22 protein-coding genes and 1 pseudogene are annotated in these 22621 nt (G+C 64.5%); 3 read left to right on the forward strand and 20 right to left on the reverse strand.

What is annotated here, in order from left to right; genetic code table 11:
* Positions 1–4 precede the first annotated feature (4 nt).
* The 14 genes from QXZ94_RS22990 to QXZ94_RS23055 form a co-directional block, all read right to left on the reverse strand.
* Positions 5–1144: a TrbI/VirB10 family protein gene (locus tag QXZ94_RS22990; RefSeq protein WP_315722327.1), complete on the reverse strand. Its 1140-nt coding sequence runs from the start codon at positions 1142–1144 to the stop codon at positions 5–7.
* Between the two features lie 41 nt (positions 1145–1185).
* Positions 1186–2154, reverse strand: a complete 969-nt coding sequence (gene trbG / locus QXZ94_RS22995) for a P-type conjugative transfer protein TrbG (RefSeq protein WP_172111437.1) — start codon at positions 2152–2154, stop codon at positions 1186–1188.
* Positions 2151–2834, reverse strand: a complete 684-nt coding sequence (gene trbF / locus QXZ94_RS23000; protein WP_172111438.1) for a conjugal transfer protein TrbF — start codon at positions 2832–2834, stop codon at positions 2151–2153. Before trbF ends, trbG begins: the two co-directional genes overlap by 4 nt.
* Before the next feature lies 1 nt (position 2835).
* Positions 2836–4047, reverse strand: coding sequence for a P-type conjugative transfer protein TrbL (trbL, locus tag QXZ94_RS23005; protein ID WP_315722328.1), 1212 nt, complete (start codon positions 4045–4047; stop codon positions 2836–2838).
* 12 nt (positions 4048–4059) lie between these two features.
* Positions 4060–4788 (reverse strand): P-type conjugative transfer protein TrbJ, encoded by a 729-nt coding sequence (gene trbJ / locus QXZ94_RS23010; protein ID WP_409998766.1) that lies wholly within the window; start codon positions 4786–4788, stop codon positions 4060–4062.
* Complete coding sequence (trbE, locus tag QXZ94_RS23015; protein WP_315722329.1) at positions 4785–7226, reverse strand: conjugal transfer protein TrbE; 2442 nt, start codon at positions 7224–7226, stop codon at positions 4785–4787. The genes trbJ and trbE overlap by 4 nt, the downstream gene beginning before the upstream one ends.
* A 7-nt stretch (positions 7227–7233) precedes the next feature.
* A complete protein-coding gene (locus tag QXZ94_RS23020; protein WP_172111441.1) occupies positions 7234–7497 on the reverse strand; it encodes a VirB3 family type IV secretion system protein in 264 nt (87 codons plus the stop codon).
* Positions 7497–7823, reverse strand: coding sequence for a TrbC/VirB2 family protein (locus QXZ94_RS23025; RefSeq protein WP_172111442.1), 327 nt, complete (start codon positions 7821–7823; stop codon positions 7497–7499). The genes QXZ94_RS23020 and QXZ94_RS23025 overlap by 1 nt, the downstream gene beginning before the upstream one ends.
* The gene (trbB, locus tag QXZ94_RS23030; protein ID WP_172111443.1) at positions 7820–8785 is read right to left on the reverse strand and encodes a P-type conjugative transfer ATPase TrbB; all 966 of its coding nucleotides are present in this window, start codon (positions 8783–8785) and stop codon (positions 7820–7822) included. The genes QXZ94_RS23025 and trbB overlap by 4 nt, the downstream gene beginning before the upstream one ends.
* Before the next feature lie 278 nt (positions 8786–9063).
* The gene (locus tag QXZ94_RS23035) at positions 9064–10425 is read right to left on the reverse strand and encodes an MFS transporter (protein WP_315726461.1); all 1362 of its coding nucleotides are present in this window, start codon (positions 10423–10425) and stop codon (positions 9064–9066) included.
* A 46-nt stretch (positions 10426–10471) separates the two neighbouring features.
* Positions 10472–11011, reverse strand: coding sequence for a hypothetical protein (locus QXZ94_RS23040; protein WP_172131212.1), 540 nt, complete (start codon positions 11009–11011; stop codon positions 10472–10474).
* 158 nt (positions 11012–11169) lie between these two features.
* Positions 11170–11598 (reverse strand): CopG family transcriptional regulator, encoded by a 429-nt coding sequence (locus QXZ94_RS23045; protein WP_315722330.1) that lies wholly within the window; start codon positions 11596–11598, stop codon positions 11170–11172.
* Between the two features lie 10 nt (positions 11599–11608).
* Positions 11609–13603, reverse strand: a complete 1995-nt coding sequence (locus QXZ94_RS23050) for a conjugal transfer protein TraG (protein WP_172111446.1) — start codon at positions 13601–13603, stop codon at positions 11609–11611.
* Between the two features lie 17 nt (positions 13604–13620).
* On the reverse strand, positions 13621–15381 hold the full coding sequence (locus QXZ94_RS23055; protein ID WP_315722331.1) for a relaxase/mobilization nuclease domain-containing protein: 1761 nt from the start codon (positions 15379–15381) through the stop codon (positions 13621–13623).
* A gap of 260 nt (positions 15382–15641) precedes the next feature.
* Here QXZ94_RS23055 and tnpA point away from each other — a divergent pair, with 260 nt between their 5' ends.
* Positions 15642–16274: an IS66 family insertion sequence element accessory protein TnpA gene (gene tnpA, locus QXZ94_RS23060; protein WP_315722332.1), complete on the forward strand. Its 633-nt coding sequence runs from the start codon at positions 15642–15644 to the stop codon at positions 16272–16274.
* Positions 16217–16399 (forward strand): annotated as a pseudogene (locus QXZ94_RS23065) (transposase domain-containing protein); the annotation flags it as partial. The gene tnpA and the pseudogene QXZ94_RS23065, both read left to right, overlap by 58 nt.
* A 524-nt stretch (positions 16400–16923) precedes the next feature.
* Here QXZ94_RS23065 and QXZ94_RS23070 read toward each other — a convergent pair.
* The 4 genes from QXZ94_RS23070 to QXZ94_RS23085 all read right to left on the reverse strand — a co-directional run bounded on the left by QXZ94_RS23070 (position 16924) and on the right by QXZ94_RS23085 (position 19373).
* Complete coding sequence (locus tag QXZ94_RS23070) at positions 16924–17436, reverse strand: S26 family signal peptidase (protein ID WP_315722333.1); 513 nt, start codon at positions 17434–17436, stop codon at positions 16924–16926.
* Positions 17433–17897 carry a DUF2840 domain-containing protein gene (locus QXZ94_RS23075; protein ID WP_315722334.1) on the reverse strand — a complete coding sequence of 155 codons (465 nt, stop codon included), beginning with the start codon at positions 17895–17897 and terminating at the stop codon, positions 17433–17435. Before QXZ94_RS23075 ends, QXZ94_RS23070 begins: the two co-directional genes overlap by 4 nt.
* 289 nt (positions 17898–18186) lie before the next feature.
* Positions 18187–19068, reverse strand: coding sequence for a replication initiator protein A (locus QXZ94_RS23080; protein ID WP_172111449.1), 882 nt, complete (start codon positions 19066–19068; stop codon positions 18187–18189).
* Between the two features lie 2 nt (positions 19069–19070).
* Positions 19071–19373, reverse strand: coding sequence for a helix-turn-helix transcriptional regulator (locus QXZ94_RS23085; RefSeq protein WP_172111450.1), 303 nt, complete (start codon positions 19371–19373; stop codon positions 19071–19073).
* 444 nt (positions 19374–19817) lie between these two features.
* Here QXZ94_RS23085 and QXZ94_RS23090 point away from each other — a divergent pair, with 444 nt between their 5' ends.
* Positions 19818–19940, forward strand: a complete 123-nt coding sequence (locus QXZ94_RS23090) for a hypothetical protein (protein ID WP_315722335.1) — start codon at positions 19818–19820, stop codon at positions 19938–19940.
* 88 nt (positions 19941–20028) lie between these two features.
* Here the strand turns inward: QXZ94_RS23090 and QXZ94_RS23095 are convergent, their stop codons facing one another.
* Positions 20029–20307, reverse strand: coding sequence for a DNA -binding domain-containing protein (locus tag QXZ94_RS23095; RefSeq protein ID WP_172111451.1), 279 nt, complete (start codon positions 20305–20307; stop codon positions 20029–20031).
* Between the two features lie 1700 nt (positions 20308–22007).
* On the reverse strand, positions 22008–22526 hold the full coding sequence (locus QXZ94_RS23100) for a MarR family transcriptional regulator (protein WP_315722336.1): 519 nt from the start codon (positions 22524–22526) through the stop codon (positions 22008–22010).
* Positions 22527–22621: the final 95 nt, after the last annotated feature.

A 22621-nucleotide genomic window follows, 5' to 3' on the forward strand; every position in this document is an offset into this window, starting at 1 on the left:
ACTGCTACCCCTGATACGGCTCGAGGACGAGGTCGCGATTGACGATCACGCGGACCGGAAAGCCCGGTCTCACCGTCAGAGTCGGCTGAATGTTCATCTGCTGACCGACGAGCTGCTGACCTGTGCGGCTCATGGCGTTACCGAAGCCCTGGCGGAGCGCCTGGATGATCGCGGCATTGTTCGTATTTTGATTGGTGCCCGCATTGACCTCGCTGCCCATCGAGAGCAGCGTCGAGAGCAGCGCTGCGCCAACCAGCTGCCTGACATGATTGTCGACCTCGTCTGACAGACCCGAATAGCCGGCAGCGTCGGCGCCCGGCTGCCGTTCCAGAACGATCGACCGGCCATTGGGCATGATCAGCCTGGTCCAGACCAGGAGCACGCGCGATTGCCCGGCCGTCACCTGGCTATCGTATATCCCGATCAGCCGCGCGCCCTGCGGGACAAGCAGGAAGCGGCCTGACGGGGAATCGAACACGTTCTCGGTGACCTGAGCAGTGATCTGCCCTGGCAGATCGGAGCGAATGCCCGTGATCAGAGCGCCCGCAATCACGGTCCCGGCCTGGACCACATAGGGTGAGGCCGGCCGGCTGATGCGGTCGGGGCTCGTGGTCCGGCGATCGACCGCGGCATTGACGAAGGCGAGCTTGCGGTCCTGGCCATTCTGGGCGAATGCGTCGTCGGGACTGGACATGGCGCCCGCGCGTTCGCTGGCCTGAGGCCCGCTCGCCGCGGCCTCGGTGCTGCGAACATTGACCGTCGCAAACAGGCGGCTCAAGCGAGCGGCATCCCGCTCCTGCTCATGGCGCAGTTGTTCCTGATCGGGGGTGACGGCAGGTGCCTGGCCCTGCGCAGCGACAATCGCCTTGCCGAGATCTCCGGGCAGCGGCGGTCCGATCACTGGGACGTTTGTCGGGAGATTCTTGGGAAGACTGGCGTAGTCACGCGGCAGGGCCGAAACCCCGTCCGCGATGTCGTGATGATCGGTGCGGTAGAGCTCGGCGGGACTCGATTTGCTCGGCTTGTTGGTCTGCAATGTCCAGGCGACGGCGCCCCCCATCAACAGGAGCGCCACGGCGCTGCCGCCGGCCAGGACATTGCGCGACAGTCGTGTGACGGGGGGAAGATCTCCGTTCAGGCGCATTCTTTTCGTGCGCCGTTCGGCCTTGTCGGCCGCCTCGCTCGTCACAGCGAGGCTCCGTCGGTTCTGACGATTCTGACGGTGCGCTGCTGATCGCCGCCAAGGCGCAACTCGGCTGCAGCAAACAGCCGATCGACGATCATTGTGTTGCGGAAAGCGCGGTAATTGACGATCTCGGGTGCACCATCGCTCCCGATGATGAACAACGGCGGCAATTCGCCCTGCACGATGCCAGGGGCAAACTCGATATAGACCTTGCGACCGTCATCATAGGCGTTGACCGGCTTCCATGGCGGATCATCACCCTCGATGCGATAGCGGAAGCGCCGCAGCGCCGGACTGGGCAGCTCCGGCCTCAAGACGAGCTGGCGCGCTCTCGTCTCGGCATTCTGCGGATAGTACCAGGCCACGGCCGGCATATACGGCTTCTCCCGGGCGCGGAGCTCGAGCAGATAGGTCCGCCGGTCGGTATTGACGACCAGATTGGTTTCGATCGCGGCACGCGTCGGCTTGACCAGGATGTGGACGCGGCGGCGTTCGCCCGCCCCGCTCTCGGTATCGCCGATGACCCAGCGCACAGTGTCACCGGCGGACACAGGCCCCGAGGCCGTCAGCTGTTCACCTTCCTCGAGCATGATGTCGGTGATCTGACCGGGCGCCGCATAGACCTGATAGAGCGCGCCGGGACTGTAGGCATAGATCTGCGTCGCGTTGAAGTAGCCCTTCTTGCGCGGTTCGACCCGCGCAGCGCTGTTGGCCGTCTCGATGCGGTCGAGCGGCTCTGCTTCCTCCTGGGCTCCTGCCTTGCCGCCAAGCGACACTTTCCACGGCGGCGGAAGACGAAGCGGCGGAGCCTTTCCATCAAGCACGGCAGGTGGTGCAGCCAATGATGGAGCTTCACTGTCATAGCTGATCTTCGGCGGATCGGTCGTCGCGCAGCTGCAGAGCAGAACCAGAACGGCGGCTCCCGTCATCATTGCCCGTACAGGTCCCCGGACCATTGGCTTGCTCATTGCGACAGCTCCTTCGACCAGTTGATGGCTTGGACGTAGACACCGAGCGGGTTCTTGCGCAGGCGGTCAGCATCGTCCGGCATGGCAAGCACGATGGTGAGGATCGCGCTCCAGCGTTCGGTCGCAACCGAGGCGCCGTTCTCGTAGCGACGCTCGACCCAGGCGATGCGGAAACTGTCCGGCGAGGCGCGGATCACACTGGAGACCTCGACCGAGACCTGGACCTTCCCGAGCTTGGTGAAGGGATCATTGGAGCGGGCATAATCGTTCAGGGCAGCCGCGCCGCGATCGGTCGTAAACTCATAGGCGCGCAGCCAGTTCTGGCGCAGTACGATGCCGTCGGCCGGCAGACCTCTCACATCCTCGATGAAGCGGGCGAGATGGAAGGCGACCTGCGGATCGGTCGGCATGTAGTCAGCCATCGCGGGGGCCACCCGCTGGACCTCGCCGAGATGGCCAACCTCGACCACCCAGGGCGTCACCGTGCCCCGAGTCGACTGCCAAATCAGCGCGGACGCGAAGCCTGCGGCGAGCGTGAGGCAGCCGAACGCCATCAGCCGCCAGTTCTTGGCCTGCACGCGCGCAGAGCCGATGCGCTCGTCCCAGACCTGGGCGGCCCTCTGATAGGGCGTCACCGGCTCAGGCGTACGTCCATAATGAACGGATGATCGCTTGAACATCTCAGGATTTCCCCTCGGAGAGATCGACCGCGCTTCCCTGCCCGCCGTGCTCGGCATGACGAACGGCTTGTGCCGTGGTCGATGCGCCCTGCTGGACGGCGCGCGCAGCCTTCATGCGCTGCGCCCACATCGGCGAGCCCGGGCCATCGGCCTGACCCGGCTGATCCGAGCCGCCGGTCTCGAGATTCGCCTTTGGACGCAGGGGACTTGCGTTCGCTCCTGCTGCCTCGGCGGCAGTGCCGCTGGCACGCCCTGCACCGGATGCCACAGCACCCAGCGGCGCGACAGCACGGCTTGTACCAGAGATCGCTCCGCCTGCGAGCCCCGCGCCGCCAGCCGCCATACCGGCGCCGGCTACGACGAGACCACCCGCTGCAAGCGACGCCCCGACCGCGCTCCCTGCGCCAAGCTGCGGCCCGCCACCGACAAGACCATTGGCGATCCCGGGCCCGAACAATCCAAGCCCGAGCAGCGACAGGGACGCCAGCACGAGGGCCATGGCACTCTCCACCGTTGGAGGATAGCCGCCCGTCACCTGGGTCAACTGCCCGAACAAGGATGAGCCGGTTCCTGAGATCAGGGCGAGCAGCAGGACCTTCACACCGGAGGAGATGACATTGCCGAGCACACGCTCGGCTGCGAAGGCGGTCTTGCCGAACAGACCGAACGGGATGAGCACAAATCCAGCAAGCGTCGTGAGCTTGAACTCGATCAGGGTGACGAACAGCTGGATGGCCAGAATGAAGAAGGCGAGCAGCACAACCATCCATGCGAACAACAGGACCGCAATCTGCAGGAAGTTCTCGAAGAAGCTGACATAGCCGAGGAGACCCGAGATCGCCTGCAGGAGCGGCCGCCCGGTATCGAGACCCACTTGCGCGATTCTGCCAGGACGCAGAAAGTCCGCCGCCGATAGCGCCGAGCCGGACGCCTTCAGGCCCAGGCTTGCGAAGCTCTCGAAGACCACCCGGGCGAGACTGTTCCAATTGCCGATCAGATAGGCGAACACGCCGACAAACAGCGTCTTCTTCACAAGGCGGGCGATGACGTCGTCCTCGCCGCCGAACGCCCAGAACAGCGCTGCCAGCGTCACATCGATCGCAACGAGCGTGGTTGCGAGATATCCGACCTCACCGCCCAGCAGACCGAAGCCGCTGTCGATGGTTCGGGTAAAGGTCTCCAGGAATTGATCGATGATCCCCGTCCCCGGCATCGGGTCACCTCTTCAGTGGAACATACGAATGTTGAAGGCCTGGCCGCCCTGACCCTGCGTCAGGAAGCGGCGAAGCTGTTCGCGTGCCTGGTCCTTTGCCGCCGCGCCCTCCGCCATGGTGAGGCTCTGCGCCCGTCCCTGCGCGGCCACGACCGCCGTCAGATCCGCGAGCTGCTGCGCCTGCATCGCCAGGATCTGATTGCCGGCCTGTGTGACAGCCAAGGCGCCGGCGGCGCCTTGGCTCGCGGCGACCAGCGCCGCGGACTGGCTCTTGATGGTCTCGAGATTACCCACGACCCCTGCCTGCAGCTTGAGCGCATCCTGCAGCGCGGCGACCGACGTCTGCCAGCGTGAGCGCGCATTGTCTGCAAGCTCGCCGGCGCTGGCGCCGGCGGCTGCCGGGGCGTAGATCGTCTTGAACGCCTGCTCGATCTGCTGCACATCGTAGGCCAGGCGCTGGGCCTGCTTGAGCAGGTCCTGGGTCCGCTGGATCGATTGCTGCAGCTGCAACAGCGACGAATAGGGCAGGTTGACGAGGTTGCGCGACTGATTGATCAGCATCTGGGCCTGGTTCTGCAGGGCCAGGATTTGATTGTTGATCTGCTGCAGCTCGCGTGCGGCGGTCAGCACGTTCTGGGCATAGTTGTTGGGGTCGAAGACGACGGACTGAGCCCGCACCGGAACCGCCGAGGCGAGAACCAGCAGCGCCACCGACGCTGCCCATCGCTTGGCAGACATCATCGCCCCATCTCCAGATTCTCCAGGCGCGGGATGAGGTCGGCGGCCCAGCCGAGCTTGAGATGCCGCAACCAAGCTGCCGCAAAGCCGTCCCTGCCGGCGGACTTCAGAACGTCCGAGATCGCGGCCTGATCGGCTTTGGACGACGCCGCGGCAAAGGCGAGCGCGACCTCGCCGAGACCAAGCTCGAACATGCGGTTGCCCCGGCGCGACTGGCAGTAATAATCGCGCTTGGGCACCGCACGGCTGACGAGCTCGATCTGACGATCATTGAGGCCGAAGCGGCGATAGACGCCGCTGATCTGTGGCTCGAGCGCGCGCTCGTTCGGCAGCAGGATGCGGCTCGGGCAGCTCTCAATGATGGCGGGTGCGATCGGCGAGCCGCCGATGTCGGACAGCGACTGCGTCGCGAAAACGACGGAGGCGTTCTTCTTGCGCAGGGTCTTCAGCCACTCCCTGAGCTGGCCCGCGAAGTCGGCGTCGTCCAGCGCCAGCCACCCTTCATCGATGATCAGAAGCGTCGGACGGCCGTCGAGCTGCCGGGCGATTCTGTGGAACAGATAAGCGAGGACAGCCGCAGCTGCAGCGGTCCCGATCAACCCCTCGGTCTCAAACACCTGCATCGCCCGATCGCCGACGAGCTCATGATCGGCATCCAGCAGTCGTCCGTGAGCGCCATCGAGGCAATATGGCTTGAGGGCCCGTTTCAAGCTGTTCGACTGCAGCAACACCGACAGGCCGGTCAGGGTCCGCTCAGAAGGTGGCGCGGAAGCCAGCGAGGTCAGCGCCGACCAGAGATGCTCCTTGGCGTCCGGCGTCACCACGATCTTCTCGCGCGCGAGCAGGCCGGCGATCCAATCCGCCGCCCAGGCGCGCTCCGTCACATCGCCAATTCCCGCCAGCGGCTGCAGCGCGACCGAGGTTTCGCTATCGGACGACAGCGCTCCGCCGAGATCATGCCAGTCACCGTCCATGGCAAGCGCGGCGGCTCGCAGGGAGCCGCCGAAATCAAACGCGACGATCTGCGCGTTCGGATAGCGGCGGAACTGCAGCGCCATCAGCGCCAGCAGCACCGATTTGCCGGCTCCGGTCGGTCCGACCACCAGAGTGTGACCGACATCGCCGACATGAAGCGAGAACCGGAATGGCGTTGCGCCCTCGGTGCGGCCGAACAGCAGCGCGGGCGCCCGCAGATGATGGTCACGCACCTCGCCTGCCCAGACCGCCGACAGCGGGACGAGATGGGCTAGGTTCAGCGTCGACAGCGGCGGCTGGCGCACATTGGCATAGACGTGCCCCGGAAGGCTGCCGAGCCAGGCCTCGACCGCATTCACGGTCTCCGCCATGCAGGTGAAATCGCGCCCCTGGATCACCTTTTCGACCTGGCGCAGTTTTTCGTCAGCCCTCGCCGGATCCGGATCCCACACCGTCACCGTCGCGGTGACATAGGCCTGGCCGATCTCGTCGGAGCCCAGATCCTGCAGCGCTGCATCGGCGTCGACAGCCTTGTTGTGGGCGTCGCTGTCAACGAGGTGAGCAGCCTCGTTGGTCACGACCTCCTTGAGGATCGCCGCCAGAGATTTGCGCTTGGCGAACCACTGCCGGCGGATCCGTGTCACGAGCTTCACGGCGTCCTGCTTGTCGAGCATGATGGCGCGGGTCGACCAGCGGTAGGCAAAGGCAAGCCCGTTCAATTCGTCCAGCAGTCCTGGGGCCGTTGCAGAGGGAAAGCCGATAATGGTGAGGACGCGCAGATGCTGCGCCCCCAGCATCGGCGCGAGGCCGCAGGTCAGCGGCTGGTCGGCGAGCAGCCCATCCAGATGCATGGGGATTTCAGGGACACGCACCCGCTGGCGCTTGGTCGAGATGGTCGAATGCAGATAGCTCAGCACGGCGTCGTCGCCGAGCCAGCCGCATTCGGGCATGAATCCACCGACGAGCTGCAGGATTCGGTCGGTGCGGTCGACGAAGCTTCGCAGGATATCGCGGCCGCGGACGCGCTCCGGCTGCGGCATGCCTTCATAGAGCACGCGTTCGGAACGGGCCAGATCTTCGCGGGGCGGCAGGTATAGAAATGTCAGATAGTAGCTCGACTCGTAGTGTGCCGCCTGTTCCTCGAACTGCGCCTTGCGCTCGGCATCGACCAGGGCGGACGCAGCATCCGGAAACACGCAGGCCGGGTAGGCTCCGGCCGAATGCCGCTGCGCTTCGACGAAGATCGCCCAGCCCGAGCCCAGGCGCCGCAGCGCATTGTTGAGACGGAAGGCGACTGCGGCGAGCTCGGACGCGACCGAGCTCTCCAGGTCAGGCCCGCGAAAACGCGCCGTCCGCTGCAGCGAGCCGTCCTTGTTGAGGACGACGCCCTCGTCCACCAGCGCCGCCCAGGGCAGGAAGTCCGCAAGCCTTATATTGGTGCGGCGGTATTCGGCCAAATTGAACATGGAAGCCTCACTGGCTGAGATGATTGGGGATCCGCAGGTGACGGCGCACGACCTCGACAAAGGATGGATCGCGCCGTGTCGCCCAGACCGCGACCATGTGGCTGACGACCCAGAGCAGCAGGCCGAAGAACCAGAGCCGCAAACCGAGGCCGAGCGCGGCCGACAGGGTGCCGTTGAGGATCGCAACCGAACGGGGGGCGCCCCCGATCAGAATGGGCTCGGTCAGCGAACGATGCACGGGCGCGCTGAAGCCCTTGATCTCATCATCCATCAGATCACCACCCCGCCGCCAAAGGAGAAGAACGACAGGAAGAAGCTCGAGGCGGCGAAGGCGATGGACAGACCGAACACGATCTGGATCAGCCGCCGAAAGCCGCCGGAGGTTTCGCCGAACCCCAGCGACAGGCCCGTCGTGATGATGATGATCACCGCAATGATCTTGGCGACCGGTCCCTCGACCGAAAGCAGGATCTTGTTGAGCGGCTGCTCCCAAGGCATGTTCGAGCCCGCCGCATGCGCCGGCGCCACCGCCACGAGCACTGCGGCTGCAGCAATCGCAATCGTGGCGACGGACCGGCAGGACAGTCGCGCCTTCATCGCTGATCTCCCAAAGGAACGAGGATGTAGTCTCCGCAAGGTGAGAGCCCCTCGACACGCACGAGCTCGCCGAGCCGCCGTTGCGAGCCGCGCCCGGCGAGAACCGCGATCACGTTGATCGTCTCGGCAATCAGAGCTTTGGGCACGCTGACCACGGCCTCCTGAATCAGCTGCTCCAGCCGGCGCAGGGTGCCGAGCGCGGACCCCGCATGAATGGTGCCGATGCCGCCCGGATGGCCGGTCCCCCAGGCCTTCACGAGGTCGAGCGCCTCCGGCCCGCGGACCTCGCCGATCGGAATGCGATCCGGGCGCAGCCGAAGCGCGGCGCGTACCAGATCCGAAAGCGACGCCACGCCCTGCTTGGTCCGAAGCGCCACGAGGTTGGGCGCCGCACATTGCAGCTCCCTTGTATCCTCGATCAGCACGACGCGGTCGCCGGTCCTCGCCACTTCAGCCAGCAACGCATTGACCAGCGTGGTCTTGCCGGTCGAGGTGCCGCCCGCCACCAGAATGTTGCAGCGGTCGGCAACAGCCCGCCGCAGCGCGCCGGCCTGTTCTGCGGTCGTAATCCCACGAGCTACGTAGTCGTCGAGCGTGAAGACGGCGATCGCGGGCTTGCGGATGGCGAATGTCGGAGCTGCAACGAGCGGCGGCAGCAGGCCTTCGAAACGTTCGCCCGTCGTCGGCAGCTCTGCCGACACACGAGGAGAGGCCGCATGGACCTCGAGCCCGACGTGGTGCGCGACCAGCCGGACGACACGCTCGCCATCTCCCGCACCGAGGTTCTCACCAGTATCGGCCAGGCCAGAGGCGAGCCGATCGACCCACAGTCTGCCGTCTGGATTGAGCATGATCTCCACGACGGATTGATCGTCGAGGTGGCGCGCGATGGCAGGCCCCAATGCGGTCCGCAGCATGCGGGCGCCACGCGCGATGCGCTGTGTCTGGGCGAAGCCGGTCACTCTCATCTCCGATCGTTGCGCGATCATCCGCGTCGCTTGGCGCGATCAAAGATGCAGACCTCTTGCAGGGGCAAGACCAACAGCGCCTTGGGCGTAGCCTGGCGAAGGAAATCGCAGACACCGGAGCGCATCTGCTGGGATCGAGCGACCCGATGGCTGCGCGCGCAGCCGGCCCCGCTCCGATCATCGGCCGGTGAAGCCAGCCCCTCACAGCCACCGACGAAGGCGATCGTTGTGACATCGCGGCTCTTGGTCACGAGCTGCGCTGCGGCGTGGGCTCACCACCTGGCATGCCCTACCGGCTCGCGAGCGAGAGCTTGACGCTCGCCCGAAGCCGCGACGAGATCAGCCACGACAATCTCCGTCCCGCCGCTTGCCTCCGGCGATCGAGGACTCTGTTCGCGTGGAGCGGCGAACCAGATCAAGGCCGCGAGCTGGAGCGCCAGGTTCACTCCAAACGCAACCTGATAGGCAATGACAGGATAGTGCCCATTGGATTGCGGCCATTGGGCCAGCAATACACCGATCCCGTACTGGGCAAGAAACCCCCACCCGAAATGCACCACGTTCAATGCGCCATTGGCGCGACCGGCCATCTCCGTTGGGAAATAATCCGAGACGATCGCAAAGCTGAGCACCGTGGCTGCGCCGACGATTGCGATGATCAGCCATGGCGCGATCGCCGGCAATGGCAGCCGCGACACCAGCGCCAGCTGAGCCGCCATGAAGAGCATCGCGATCAAGGCCAGCAGACGTTCTGGACCTACTCCTTTGCGACGCGCCCAGCTGGCCAGCGCGCCGAGCATCCACGCACCGAGGCTGAGCATGAGGGCCGTCACGCACAGCGCCGTCACGACCTGGGTGCGTGTCATGCCCTCCACGTCGGCCAGCCACGCGGATGCCCACAAGCCCTGGAGCGACCAGGCCGATCCGATGCAGGCTCCGGATAGCGGCGCGACCCGCCAGAAGCGGACGTCGCGCAGAATGCTCCGCAAGCCGCCCGCCTGCGACGCGGACGAGGGCCGCGTTTCGCGCTCGGGCACCAGACAATAGATCAGGATCGCCGCTGCAGCTGTCGCGATCGCCAGGATGTCAAACAGGCCGCGCCATCCGGTCTTCACCAGGATGGCTTCCGCAGGGACCGTCGCGCTGACGGCGCCAAGCGCCCCGACCATGACCATGTAGCCGTTGACCAACGCCACCCGCTCACGCGGAAACCATAAAACGATGGCTTTCAGGCCCGCGGTCAGAGCCGCAGCGACCCCGAGCCCGATCAGAGCGCGTGAGAGGAGCAGAGAGAGCGGCCCCTGCGACCTTGCGAAGGCTTCAGCGCCCAGCGCCGCAACGATAAGAAGCGCGCTCTGAACCCGGCGCGGGCCATAGCGATCGAGCATTATGCCGACCGGGATCTGGGCAGCCGCAAGGACCAGGAAGTAAGCCGCCGTGATCAGACCAAGGTCGGCCGCGCTCAACCCGAGCTCTGAGGCAAGCCTGGCAGAGACGAGCCCGTTGATGGTGCGAAACAGATAGGACAGGAAATAGCCCATCGCGAAGGGCAGAAACACCAGGACGGCGAGCCGCCAGCCCGCGATCTCGCGATGGCCTTGGTCTCGGCCTTCGGTACCCTTTCGGCCGAACATATAGGCCGACAACGAACCACCGTGGTCGGCGTGCTCGCGGGATCGCTCAACGGCTTGATTGAGGCGGGAGGCGAAAGGGATCCTCGCCGCCCTCCCCGGCGGCAGGCACGCCCCAGGACACCTCGGCCATTGGAGGCTCGGCACGGCGAAGCTGAGTCGAAAATGGCTGGCTCACTTGACCGGCTCGCGCAGCACCATCGGGCCGCGTCTGTCGCTGCCTTTCCGACAAGTCACGCTGCAGCTGCTGGATCGTACCAATCCGCGCCGCCTGGTCGAAATCGCGATCGCCGCCCCTTGCCGCGCCCGCGTCCTCCTGATCCACCAGCGACGTCACCGCCAGATGGTAGCGTGCATGAAGGGCGACCGTCTCGTTGAGGACCGCGATATCGCGCTGAATGGCCTGCAGCTGCTGCTCCAGATTCTGCAGGCGATCTTGCGCCGGCATTGGTCCGTCCAGCGGCTGGGCCAGAAACCGTTCGAGCGCCTTTTCCACGACGATCGCACGATTCACGCATCTTTCCTCGGCAGCGCCGGCGAGGCGGGCCAGAATTTCGCTGGAGAGCTGCAGAGTGACTTTGTTCTTCATCGCTCGGACCTCATCTGGTCCGTCGATTAGGTCAGCTTCCCCGGCCTGGCACGCGCAAGATTCGAACCTTCGACGCGTAGCGAGAAGAAAGAAACTCTGGCGTAGATTCCACGCGCCCCCCGCATGCCGGAACGATCTCGATCGACGCTTCCTCTGCTTCAGGAGCCGGGCTCGCTCGACGGTGGTCTGACGAAATCCTCCGGGATCTCGCGCAGGAAGCTCTGTCCCTTCTGCAGCCGGCGACCGAGCGCCTCGACAAAGCCTTCGAACCGCTCGCGGCCCTTGATCTGCGCTGCGGCCTGCGCTTCGGACGGCAGCGGGGGCGTCACGGTCAGCCAGAAGCGAACGAACAAGGCGTGCGTCTCGGCAAGAATGCCGATATCGCGCTCGAGCCGCTGTATCTGCCGCGACAGCCGGTCGAGCCGGCGCGTGAGCGCCGCCTCGCGCCGATCAGCCGCATCGGGCGACAGGAACGACTGAACCGCCGCCTCGACGATCGCCGAGCGCGAAAGTTTCCTGCGATCGGCGAGTTCTACGATCTGCCGCAGCAACTCCGGCGGGAAGTAGACGTTCATTCGATCCCGCATCGTCTCGTCCTCACAAGCCCATGTCATCACGCGGGTCGAGGGCTGCCTGACGCGCAATCCCCGTGATGCCTGCATCGCGCAAGCGGCCCTGCTGCGGCATCCCATCATCGTCATCGAACACAACAGAAAACTCGTCCGCCGGATCTGGGCCTTTGGCTTCGCTCGCAATCGCCTCGTGCTGCGGCAGCTCCGGCTCACGCCGCAAGCCGCCATCGGCCTGCTCGTCCCTCGTCTCGGTGGGCATTGTCATGTTTGATCCGGCAAGCAAGGGCGCGAGCGGCGCGAGCGATGACCAGTCATCCGCACCCGCAGACACTCCGGTCCTGGCGATGTCCGGCGGCGGCAGGATGCGCAGGACCAGTCTCTGATCCTCGAAATAGCGCACCTTTCTGGCGCGGATCGGTGGAGCGCCGGCCACCATCACGATCTCCTCAGCCGCCGGCAGCTGCATCACTTCGCCCGGCGTCAGAAGCGGACGCGGCGTCTCCTGGCGCGATACCATGAGGTGACCCAACCAGGGCGCCAGGCGATGCCCCGCATAATTCTTCACGTCCCGCATCTCGGTCGCGGTGCCGAGCGCGTCCGAGACGCGCTTGGCGGTTCGCTCGTCGTTGGTCGCGAAGCTGACACGGACATGGCAGTTGTCCAGGATGGCGTTGTTCTGCCCATAGGCCTTCTCGATCTGATTGAGCGATTGCGCGATCAGGAAGCTCTTGATGCCGTATCCGGCCATGAAGGCGAGCGCAGATTCGAAGAAGTCGAGCCGGCCCAGGGCAGGAAACTCGTCCAGCATCATCAGCACACGATGGTGGCGCTGCTTCGCCTTGAGATCCTCGGTCAAGCGGCGGCCGATCTGGTTCAGAACGAGGCGAATGAGCGGCTTGGTGCGTGAGATGTCTGACGGCGGCACGACGAGATACAGCGTCGCGGGTTCCTCCCCAGCAACCAGATCGGCAATTCGCCAATCGGATCTCCCTGTGGCGGCAGCCACCACCGGGTCCCGGTAGAGACCGAGGAACGACATCGCAGTTGATAGCACCCCGGAGCGCTCATTCTCCGACTTGTTCAGAAGCTCGCGCGCCGTCGATGCCACCACCGGGTGCGGCCCGGCTGCGCCCAGATGATGCGTCGCCATCATCGCCATCAACGTCGCCTCGATCGTGCGCCGGGGGTCGGAGAGGAACGCGGCAACACCGGCCAAGGTCTTGTCGGGCTCGGCATAGAGAACGTGCAGGATGGCACCGACCAGAAGCGAATGGCTGGTCTTTTCCCAATGGTTGCGCTTGTCGAGAGATCCCTCGGGATCCACCAGCACGTCGGCGACATTCTGGACGTCGCGCACCTCGGAGGGCCCTCGCCTGACCTCGAGCAGTGGATTGTAGGCCGAGGCATCCGGATTGGTCGGGTCGAACAGGAAGACCCGGCCGTGCCGCGCACGGAAGCCTGCCGTGAGCTGCCAATTCTCGCCCTTGATATCGTGAACGATCGCCGATCCGGGCCATGTCAGAAGAGAAGGCACCACGAGACCGACGCCCTTGCCCGAACGGGTCGGAGCAAAACAGAGCACATGCTCCGGTCCATCATGGCGCAGGTAGCGCGCTCCCAGCCGTCCCAGGACCACGCCGTCCTCACCAAGCAGTCCCGCCTTGCGCACCTCGCCCAGTTCGGCCCAACGCGCCGACCCGTAGGTGGCTGCGGCCTTTGCCTCCCGTGACCGCCAGAGCGACATGCCGACCGCAACCGCGATGGAGGCGAGACTGCCACTGACCGCGATAGCCGCACCTTCGGCAAAGATGGAAGGCGCATAGGCATCGTAGATGAACCACCACCAGAAGAACGTCGGTGGGAAGTAGACCGGCCAGCCGGCCAGCATGAACCACGGCGTCCCCAATCGCGGTTGAAAGGCAAGCTGCCAGGCAGTCCACTCGGTCGCGGACCAGATCGCAAGCAGGTTGATCAGCAGGACGGTGAGCAACTGTGCCCATTGGATTCGGGTCGCTGGCATGTGGTGTCTCCCGACTGCTAAAGACCGAGATCGCGCTTACGGCCAAGCTGCCATTCGATGCCGCCGGTCTTGGCAAGGCCCGTCACCTTCTGACCGAGCCGGTGATCGATGTCGCGCGACCACGGCACGAGGTAGAAGCCGAGGCCATTGTCGATCAGGGCGAAGCGGCCGGAGGCGAGGACAAGTCGCTGACGGTAGATTCCCGAGATCCGTTCGCCGGCCGCGACCGGCAGCTGCGGCGAGCCGTTGCTCACCGACAGCCGCGCGCCCACGGATTCGAGCTCCTGCCGCCGCAGCGTCTTCAGAAGATCCCGTTGCGGGACGATCTGCTGTCCGTGTCTCTGTGCCATCCCCCGTTCGGCGAGATGCTCTGCCCGGTTGCGCAGCGCGCCCCTCACCTCCGCACCAAATCCGCTCAGCGCGAGAGCGGCAGGCTCGCGCTCGACGAGCCGATGATCGAGCCAGGTCGCCCCCTCGGCCTTGATCTGATCGGCCAGCGCAAGATCCGAGCGCGTCGCCATGACCAGGGTCGGCCGCGCCTCCTCCGGAGCGCCGAAACGCCTGATCTCGACGATCCCGCCGGGCTGGGGCGCCTGCGCAAAGGCTTCGATCCCGCGGAAGCGAACGTGGTGGGCGCGGCCGTCGATCCCATCGATCACCGCATAGGCTTCGCCCGTCAGCTCGTCATGGAGTCCGCGGTCGACCAACCGGCCCACGATGGACGATGAGCTATCGACGCCATTGATGACGTAGTCCGCAGCGCTCCGCTCCTCACCACCGCGGGCGAATGCCTGATGCATGGTCTTGATGATGTCATCACGCGTGCCGAGATCGCGCAGCTGTCGCTCGGCACCAAGCTCGACCATCCACTCGTTGGGCCCGGCCGCAACGGCCAGCCCCATACGCTCCAGATACTGCAGGCGCCCGCGCATCATGCGGAGGACCTCGGGATCGGGCCGACCCGCCTCATGCTGACGGAGATCGATGGCACCCACCTCATCGGACGCCACGCGGATTTCACGATCGAGCCGTGTCCAGCGGTCTGCCGTGATCTCTCGTTCGAGGACGCAGCGAATGTCATGCTCCGGCTTCGGACCGAGCTCGAGCGCGACCAGCTCCTCGGCCCGGGAGCGCAGGCCTCTGCCGATATAGTCGCGGGCAATCACCAGATCTGCGCCCGTCTGATCGACGCCGCGGACGAGCACATGAACGTGTGGATGATCCGTATTCCAATGATCAACCGCGATCCACTCGAGACGCGTCGACAGATCAGCCTCCATCTGCCGCATCAGATCTCTCGTGAACGCTCTGAGATCCACCATGTCGGCTGCGTCCTCTGGCGAGACGATGAAGCGGAAATGATGCCGATCGTCCCTGCTTCGCGCGTCGAAGGCAGCCTCATCGGCGTGATCACCTCGCGCATCGAACATTCTTGCCGGCTCGCCGTCACGGGTGATCCCCTCCCGCTTGAGATAAGTCAGATGCATGGCCAACGGCGCTGACCGAAATGCGCGGCCCTTGTGCCTTGCGATGCGGGCCTTCACCGTGACGCGGCGGCCCGAGGCAAAGAGGCGCTCGCGACTGAAGCCGAGACGGCCGCGGCCGAAGGTCGAATGGGTGCGGGCCGGCCGGCGTCCGTCGATCACCGAGGGCAGTGTGACGTGCCCCGCGGCGTTCGCCGCGCGCAGGACGCGATGGATGAAGCTCCTGGCCTTCCTCTCACGCGCCTGACGTATGCGCCCCGGACGGATGCGGAATTCGCGCTCTCTGGTGCTCATGCGCGGCATCCCGCGGCAAGGAATGAGGCTATAGTGCCGAAGGCAGCATTGATGTTGTTGAGAAAGAGCATCAGCGCGACACGCGCTCCGACCGGACGGCACGGTTGAACGCGAGCCATGTCAATGGCTTGCTGATCAACAGGCGAGCCGCTTTTATCTTGCAGTCGACCGTCGGCAGGTAAGCGTCCGGTCCCTGCACACCTTCCCCCTCGGGTGTTGTCGTTCCATTTCGAGTTCTCTGCTGCTGTGGAGACTCTCCGATGGGATCCAAACATTTCGAGAACAGAGCGCGCCGCGAATGGTGGTCGCTGCACATCGAAGCGTGGCGTCGCAGCGGTCTCGGGATCCGCAAATACTGCCAACAACAACGTCTGACCGAGAACACGCTGCGGCGTTGGCTGAAGCGGCTGGCCGGCAACGAGACTGCGCTTAAGCTCGAGAAGTATCAGGCGGAATTGCGCCGCGAGCGCGCCCGGGAAGAGCGAGAAAAGGCGCTCCGAAAGCAGAAGCAGCGCAGGTTCACCGTCACCTCGGACGTGCGCAATCGGGCGTCCCAGGCATTCTGGTCGATGCGTGTCGAGGCGCTGAACTGGAGCGGGATGGAGCTCCGCGCCTGCGCCTCCGCGATGCAGCTGTCGCTGCATTCGCTGCGCAAATGGCGCGACCGACTGGCCACGGGCGAGGTCACGATCGACTGGCGCGCCCATCTTCATCCCTCCGCCCGTCCCGCCGTTAGCACTAGTGCCAGGAACTCACAGCCCGAACGCCGCTTGACAGCCGCCGACATCGGCGATCCGGCGGCGGCGCCGGTTCGGCGCTTCTTCAGCGACGAGGAGACGGTGGCGGACATCGTTGGGCGGTCGTCTCCTCGTTCATCACGACGTGCAAGCTGAAAGACGTCGAGCCCTACGCCTATCTGCGGGACGTCCTGCAGCGGACGATCGACGGACACCCTGTCAACCGCCTCGACGAATTGCTGCCGTGGAGCTGGAATCTGGCTTATCATGTCAATACCTGAGGTATGTGCAGCGGCCGGACGCTTACGTCGGCAGCTTGCGGCTGGCGTTGGACCCTCGCCTCGGCCCTTGGTCTTTCGCCCCGCGTCGGCCTGCCGGAAACAACAGCGAAGCATCGGCGGCCGTGACGACCACGGCGGACACCCTGTCAACCGCCTCGACGAATTGCTGCCGTGGAGCTGGAATCTGGCTTATCATGTCAATACCTGAGGTATGTGCAGCGGCCGGACGCTTACGTCGGCAGCTTGCGGCTGGCGTTGGACCCTCGCCTCGGCCCTTGGTCTTTCGCCCCGCGTCGGCCTGCCGGAAACAACAGCGAAGCATCGGCGGCCGTGACGACCACGGCGGACAATCATTATTGGGACCGACGCATCGCACCACATCATAGTGTCACGAATTCCGCAGCCGTCGGCTTTGTCATTCAAAGCCTCTCGTGCCGACCTCAATGACGACCGTTTCCGATCGCAGCGGTTGCTCATCAAGGTCGACATGACGTTCGCAGGTCGTGCGCAGAACGCGTGCATCATCACGGCTGCCTCGTCCACACGGGAATGGCACGCCCGATGACGTCCGATGTCGCCGTCGGACCGAAATAGCGTCCATCCAGCGAGCTATCCGATTGCCTGTTCATCAGAAAGAGCTCGGCATCGCCGATGATGCGGCATCCCTGCCAAGCCGGCAGCGGCCGGCCCTGTCTGTCGCTCTCTTGCGCGATGCCGACTTCGACTCCATCGATCAGGATGACATGCTCGCGACGACAAACGGCCTGGCCGGGAAGAGCAAGAATGCGCTTCAGCATCGGTACGCCCCTGGGCAGGTAGCCTTCGTCCGCAAGCCATCCGGCCAACACGCCTTGGGGTAGGACAACGACGATCTCGTTGGTGACCCATTGCCGGACCGGCCGAACCAGATAGAGGCCCATCGGAACGCTGCCGGAGACATTCCAGATGAGCAGCGGACGCAACCTTGGTCGCCCGACCTCCGTCACGAGCCACACCCCGGCGAGCATCGCGACGCCAATGGCAAGCCCTTTCGTCATGGCATGATCGTCCTTCGATGCAGCCAGGCCCGATGGCGCAGATCCGTGTAGGGACGCGGCGGTTGTCCGGCGGCCATGCGGTTCTGAACGTGCCACCAATGATCCGGTGCGACATCCGCCGGATCGATGCCGAGCGCCTCGATCGCGTCGATCTGCTGCAGCACCCGCTCGACCTTCGGCCAGCCAAACACCTGCAGCAGGATCGCCGCTCCCGGAGCGACGAAGGGCACGGTCGCACAGGCTTCTCCGGGGCCAACGGCCTGCAGAACGTTGATCCGCGACAGCACCGTGCCGTAATCGTTCGACGACCATCGCACGAACGCAAAGACGCTTCCCGGCGTGAATGCGACCTCCCGGCGATAATGGTCGAGGCGAAGCTCCTGCACGGTTCGACCGAAGCGTATGCGGTTTTCGATCTTTCCCTGCAGCAATAGCAATTGGACACGCGTCAGCTCGCTCATTGGCAAACTCTGAGGTTGATGACATCTGGACGGCGCTGCGGGCCGGCAATGAGAACGGCCGTGGGGTCTCGAGCGGCCTCCGCCCTTGGTAACAGGAGACACCAGCGTGCATCGGCGCCCGACAGCGCCGGCCCGTTAGACAAAATCCGAAGGATTTTGCGGTTAGGTAAGTTAGACGGCGGGAAGGACGCGCCGGACCAAAGGCTTAAGCCCGATTTCGGTCCCCGATGGCACGACCATCCGGTCCTCGATGGCACGCGTCCTCCGGTCCCCGATAGCACGAGACAATTCACAGCTTGTCCCCCGCCGCGCCCGAGGAACGATGCCTGGCGAAACGCCTTGCGACCGGGTCAGTCACCGCAGCTGCGAAATTCAGCCGTTCGGTGCCGTTTGGATCGCGGGTCAGGACGAGCTGGTAGCCCGGCAGGCGCTGGCGGCGGACGATGTCGCGAAGATCGTAGGCGAAATGCTTCAGCGGCGAGAGGCTGCCGGACTTGGCATGCAGATAGCCGAGATCGAAGCTCCAGCCGCCATCCTGATGGCCGCCATGCTTGCGCACGAGGCGATACAGCCAGCGCTCCAGCCCGCCCGTCAGCGCGAAATAGGCCCGATCAATCGTCAGCACGAGCGCGTCATCGATGACGCCCGAATAGAACCAGTCCGGCAGGATCAGCTGCAATCCGGACGGCCTGCCATGGGCATCCGCCGTCTCCTTCCACTCGTTGATCCAGGAGAAGCGGTGCCGCCGCCGCTCGGCCGGCTGACGAATCGAAGTGAGCACGGTCGTCGACTGCAGCCGATCAAGTCCTGCCTTCAGACGGTCGTAGTCACGCACGCCGGTGCCGCGACCGACAAACGTCAGGATCTCATACGGCGTGGCGGCCATCAGGCGCGACGTCTTCAGTCCGGCGTCGCGAGCCTCGACGATCTGTGACGCCGCCCAGATCAGAACATCCGCATCCCAGATCGTCGCCATGCCATGTTCGGGGACGGCCTCGACCCGAATGGCAACAGGCCCCGCGCGGAAGTCGATCGGCGCGACGCGCTTGCTCTTGGCCAGCGAGAAGAACGGATAGGCCATCAGATCCTGCGCATCGCGCGGCGCCAGATCGCCAGGCAGCGCGCGAAACAGATCGAGCTGATCGCGCTCGGATTTGCGCAAGCCTCGCACGTTCAAGCCCGCCCAGCCCGCGACGCGCGACGCTCCTGCCCTGCATAGGGAATGAGACCTGGATGTCGCTTCGCCGGCAGAACGGTGCCCTGGCCGGGATCAGTCGTCGACGTCTTGGTACCGCGATCGGCCCAGGCTTTCAGATCGTCGAGCGCGTACACGACGCGGCCGCCGATCTTGCGATATAAGGGGCCGGTGCCGTAGGTGCGGTGCTTTTCCAGGGTGCGGCCGGACAGACCAAGATAGCGCGCAGCTTCGGGTGTACGAAGAAAGCGCGGCGGCGGACCGGCTGTCTGATCGGGCATCGGGCATCCTCCGGGACAGGTTCGCGCCCTCACGGGTCGTTCGGCGCGTCGACGGACATGATCGACGCGCAGGGCAGCGAAGGGGGATGCCGGAGATCGAGGGGCGCGATTTCGGCACCCCCTCAAGGAAGCGACTCGTCTTTGCCGCGGCGGGCGCAGCCTTAGTGACAGCCCCTATCGGCCACGAGCCGTCTTTTCACCAGTGACCGGTGCGGCTGAGCATAGGAGGCCGATCAGTGGCATGCTGAATGCCGCGCTCGAGGGCAGTTCCGAAAATCCTGGGATAGCGATCGCCCGCCCGCTGCCATTGGGCGAGCTCGCAGACCCACCTGCAGAATCAAGCGGCAGCCAGATGATGCCTCAGGCGCGACCCAGGGACGCTCCGCGTGCGGCTTCCGCGCAGATCTCTTGTCCACGCCCTCAGTCGCCTGGAGAAGGATCTGAGTGACGGCCAAGACCGTGGATCGCGGCGCATGCCGCAAGCATGCCGCAAGGCGGCTTCGAAGCTGGCTGAAGCTGCGCCGCATGTTCGATCGCTTCTACCGCAACTTGAGTTCGGTTGCCTGATCTCGCAAGCCCGTTCAATCCATGCGCGCGACGGACCGCGGCTTGTTTCCAAGCCAAGCGGGCCTGCCGCAGTCTCAGGAGCTCAGAGCTACGTCTGATCCGATCCGCGTAGCAAATGATGATAACCCTTCTCAGACATCCACCTCGCCCGCGCCAGATGGCTATCGAAGGCGCGGCGGGCACGCTGGGGTTCGTTGACCGGATCGATGTGCAAGACGAGCCGGGCAACCTCCTCCCAGTCCGCGCCCTCGGATGCTGCATCCAGAAGGCGGAGATAGGTCACAGCATGTTCTTCATCATAGGCTGTCAGAACGGAATCAGTCGGCGCGAGGTCGGCGACAGCAGGATCGAGCGGCGGAATGGGCATTGGTCAGAACCTGTTCGGAGCGAATACAACCTGTCGACCTGAAAAAGCCGCACGGACCCCGTCGAGATCCGGGCACGAGACCGCTTTCCAAACGTCTTCAGCTGTCGCTCCCGCGTGTGAGAAAGATGTCCGTGTTGAAATGCCGGCAAAGCCGGAGCTGTTTGAGAAGACAATTCGACGCGTCTTTGCCGCTACCATGAAGCGCTTGCGTCTAATCCAAGGCGTTTTGCTGCAACCGCTCGGTCATGCTCAGCTCTTAGCCTGCATTCGTGTGGCCGACGCGCGTCCAGATTTCATCCCGAGAATAGTACTCACGGCCGATGATGCCAAAGCGCGCGTGACGCTCGCGTCGAATTCCCACGCCGGAGAGGACTGACGATCGGTATCTGAGAACCGCAAACCCAAGTGCGAGTTCCGTGAGCGGCAGAATGGCCGGGATCTCTCGCCGCCGGGCAGGAATGCACAGCGCCGTGCAATCCAGCTCTCGATCGAGGTCAAGACCAAGCGCTGCCATTCAGGTTCCCGAACCGCCCGGCCCAGAGATTGAGGATGACGATGTAGTTGCACCCTTGCGCCCAAACCCTACAGCTCCGGGCGACAACCTTTTTCACGTCCGAGACTCGAAGCGCTCTCTCGTGTGGAGTCATGGGGTGGCGTTGTGGCGTCGCTGCCGCGAAGCTGATGGAACCAAAGGAAAACCACGCGGCACGGCTTCGGACAGCCGGACTGCAAGACGATCGGTCGCGCACAAGGTGGTCGGGCCCGGCCAAGCATCGCGGAGGTGAGCCTGGCAGATTTCGGCATCTACACGACGAGCTCACGATCCGCAGCCTCGTGCGTCCGGCCGAAGATCGGAATGAATGATCGCCGCGGCGCGAACGACCTTCACGATAGAGATCAAGGGAATCGAAGCCGTCTTAAGCGAGGCGCCGCTTGCTCCTGGCAACCTTTTTGACCTGGGATCTTCTTTGAAGAGAAGGCGCGGCGATCAGCCGCCAGGGCGCGGAGCGCGAAAGGGCAGCCGCAGGAGCGCCGCTTTGCGGCGCGGGACCGACTGCGATCGCGAGACCGGTCAAGAGGGCAGCCGCAGGAGCGTCAGCATGCGACGGCGAAGCCGGGACGCGGGACCGACTGCCCCCGGCGAGCGATACATCATGATGCGCCAGGGATGAAAGACGAATGGCGGAGACGCGTCCATACTTGCTAGCGACTCCGTTCACGACAGCCCGGCCAGCGCGCCCCTTTTACCATCTTCAGCCTCGATCTGCTCTTTAGAACGCGCGCGATCATGTCCTGCTGCCGAACCCGCTCTCAGGGATCTGGCAGTACAGCAAGCCATAGACTTCGGCGGATATACCCATCCTGCCCTCGCAAGGGCAAAGCTATAGGTCGATCAGGGCACCGGGATGTGTGGAATGCGAACCCGGCTCGCCTTGCCAGACGTGCTTCGGTCCTCCATCCACAGTACGCCAGCATGGCCGAGCAATCGACGGAGCCAATCCATTATAGGCAGCGGCGATGCGTGCGTCCGTAGCCACCATCCCGATCGGCCCACACGGGTGATGTACTTCACCATGGATGACAAATCCGTCAGTCGATCGGTCCATCTTTTGGCAAACGCCCGCGAGCACAAGGCAGGTTGATAGCGACAAGCCAGCCGAATGAGTTGGCAACCCCGCTCAGAGGTCCCTTTGTTGCCCTCACGTCTGTTCGTCTTCGGATGGATTGTCGCAGTCATCCAGCTTCTTCATGTTCTCGAGAATCTTCAGCAGATAATGCAGGGCGTGCACCGTGTCGTTGACGGAAAAATCCGCCAGCACGTGATCGTAATAGGTATGGATCTTCGGCAGCGCGAGCGTCTGCCAGACATGGCGGCCGGTCTCCGTCATCATGACGAGCCGTGATCTACGGTCGCGCTCGTCCTGGGCAATGGTCACGTGTCCGTCGCGCTCCATGCGGCCGACGAGCCCCGCGAGGTTCTGCCGGCTGACCATGAGGTATTCGGCAAGGTCGCCGATGCTCATGCCGTTCTGGGCCTTGGGGCGAGACAGCGCTCCCAGCACGGCCCATTGCTGCGTCGTCAGCCCCTCCTCCTGCACGGCACGCGACCCTGTTTTATGCAACATATTAGCGCATTGATAGAGCCGAAAAAACAATCGGTTAGCCAGCTGGATCTTGGTCTCCCGTGCGTCTTGGGAAGAAACTGGGGTATTTTCCATGAATGCTCCACTTGCGCCCCTCTATGACGCATGATAGATACGACAATATGTTGCATAATTAGTCGCTGCTCAAGCGAAGATCGCTCAAAAAGGCG

This window comes from Bradyrhizobium sp. SZCCHNS2022 (assembly GCF_032377575.1).
GTDB lineage: Bacteria > Pseudomonadota > Alphaproteobacteria > Rhizobiales > Xanthobacteraceae > Bradyrhizobium > Bradyrhizobium aeschynomenes.

Bases quoted from the DNA above. Each gene is read 5' to 3' on its own strand.
- QXZ94_RS23020 (WP_172111441.1), bottom strand. From the start codon at position 7,497: ATGGATGATGAGATCAAGGGCTTCAGCGCGCCCGTGCATCGTTCGCTG.
- QXZ94_RS23085 (WP_172111450.1), bottom strand. From the start codon at position 19,373: ATGCCCGATCAGACAGCCGGTCCGCCGCCGCGCTTTCTTCGTACACCC.
- trbF (WP_172111438.1), bottom strand. From the start codon at position 2,834: ATGTTCAAGCGATCATCCGTTCATTATGGACGTACGCCTGAGCCGGTG.
- QXZ94_RS22990 (WP_315722327.1), bottom strand. From the start codon at position 1,144: ATGCGCCTGAACGGAGATCTTCCCCCCGTCACACGACTGTCGCGCAAT.
- trbE (WP_315722329.1), bottom strand. From the start codon at position 7,226: ATGTTCAATTTGGCCGAATACCGCCGCACCAATATAAGGCTTGCGGAC.
- QXZ94_RS23100 (WP_315722336.1), bottom strand. From the start codon at position 22,526: ATGGAAAATACCCCAGTTTCTTCCCAAGACGCACGGGAGACCAAGATC.
- QXZ94_RS23055 (WP_315722331.1), bottom strand. From the start codon at position 15,381: ATGAGCACCAGAGAGCGCGAATTCCGCATCCGTCCGGGGCGCATACGT.
- QXZ94_RS23075 (WP_315722334.1), bottom strand. From the start codon at position 17,897: ATGAGCGAGCTGACGCGTGTCCAATTGCTATTGCTGCAGGGAAAGATC.
- tnpA (WP_315722332.1), top strand. From the start codon at position 15,642: ATGGGATCCAAACATTTCGAGAACAGAGCGCGCCGCGAATGGTGGTCG.
- QXZ94_RS23035 (WP_315726461.1), bottom strand. From the start codon at position 10,425: ATGTTCGGCCGAAAGGGTACCGAAGGCCGAGACCAAGGCCATCGCGAG.
- trbL (WP_315722328.1), bottom strand. From the start codon at position 4,047: ATGCCGGGGACGGGGATCATCGATCAATTCCTGGAGACCTTTACCCGA.
- QXZ94_RS23050 (WP_172111446.1), bottom strand. From the start codon at position 13,603: ATGCCAGCGACCCGAATCCAATGGGCACAGTTGCTCACCGTCCTGCTG.
- QXZ94_RS23095 (WP_172111451.1), bottom strand. From the start codon at position 20,307: ATGCCCATTCCGCCGCTCGATCCTGCTGTCGCCGACCTCGCGCCGACT.
- QXZ94_RS23040 (WP_172131212.1), bottom strand. From the start codon at position 11,011: ATGAAGAACAAAGTCACTCTGCAGCTCTCCAGCGAAATTCTGGCCCGC.
- QXZ94_RS23045 (WP_315722330.1), bottom strand. From the start codon at position 11,598: ATGCGGGATCGAATGAACGTCTACTTCCCGCCGGAGTTGCTGCGGCAG.
- trbJ (WP_409998766.1), bottom strand. From the start codon at position 4,788: ATGATGTCTGCCAAGCGATGGGCAGCGTCGGTGGCGCTGCTGGTTCTC.
- trbG (WP_172111437.1), bottom strand. From the start codon at position 2,154: ATGAGCAAGCCAATGGTCCGGGGACCTGTACGGGCAATGATGACGGGA.
- QXZ94_RS23025 (WP_172111442.1), bottom strand. From the start codon at position 7,823: ATGAAGGCGCGACTGTCCTGCCGGTCCGTCGCCACGATTGCGATTGCT.
- QXZ94_RS23070 (WP_315722333.1), bottom strand. From the start codon at position 17,436: ATGACGAAAGGGCTTGCCATTGGCGTCGCGATGCTCGCCGGGGTGTGG.